Annotated in this window: 1 pseudogene; it reads left to right on the top strand. The window is 37.2% G+C overall.

The window, feature by feature from the left end:
* Positions 1-15 precede the first annotated feature (15 nt).
* Positions 16-392 (top strand): annotated as a pseudogene (locus CJF42_RS26425) (IS91 family transposase); the annotation flags it as partial.

Here is a 392-nt window from a genome sequence, read left to right as displayed (position 1 = left end):
TGCGGTTTGAGTTGACCAGAACATTATTTTATGGTCGCATGTACTTTACCTTTTGAGTTTAGAGCATTAGCGCAATATCAGCCAAAAGCTTTATATCAAAAGATGTTTAAAATGGTGACCAATGTACTCAAAGGGTTTGCTAAACAACAGTTTAAAGCTGACATTGGTTTCACTATGGTATTACATACCCACAACCGTCGTCGTGATTTGCATCCACACATTCATGTCATCATGCCATGTGGCTATTATGATGCTGATAAAAACCAATGGCATAAAGGTAATAAGCAGTTTCTATTTAATGAATTTACACTCGCAAAAGTCTGGCGAGCAAAAATGTTAGAGGCAATCAACCAACATCAGCAAATGAAGTTACCGTCACAGTACCCTAAAAA

The organism is Pseudoalteromonas sp. NBT06-2 (assembly GCF_002276045.1).
In the GTDB taxonomy this organism is placed as follows: domain Bacteria; phylum Pseudomonadota; class Gammaproteobacteria; order Enterobacterales; family Alteromonadaceae; genus Pseudoalteromonas.
This window is presented reverse-complemented; position numbering and strand designations above follow the sequence as displayed.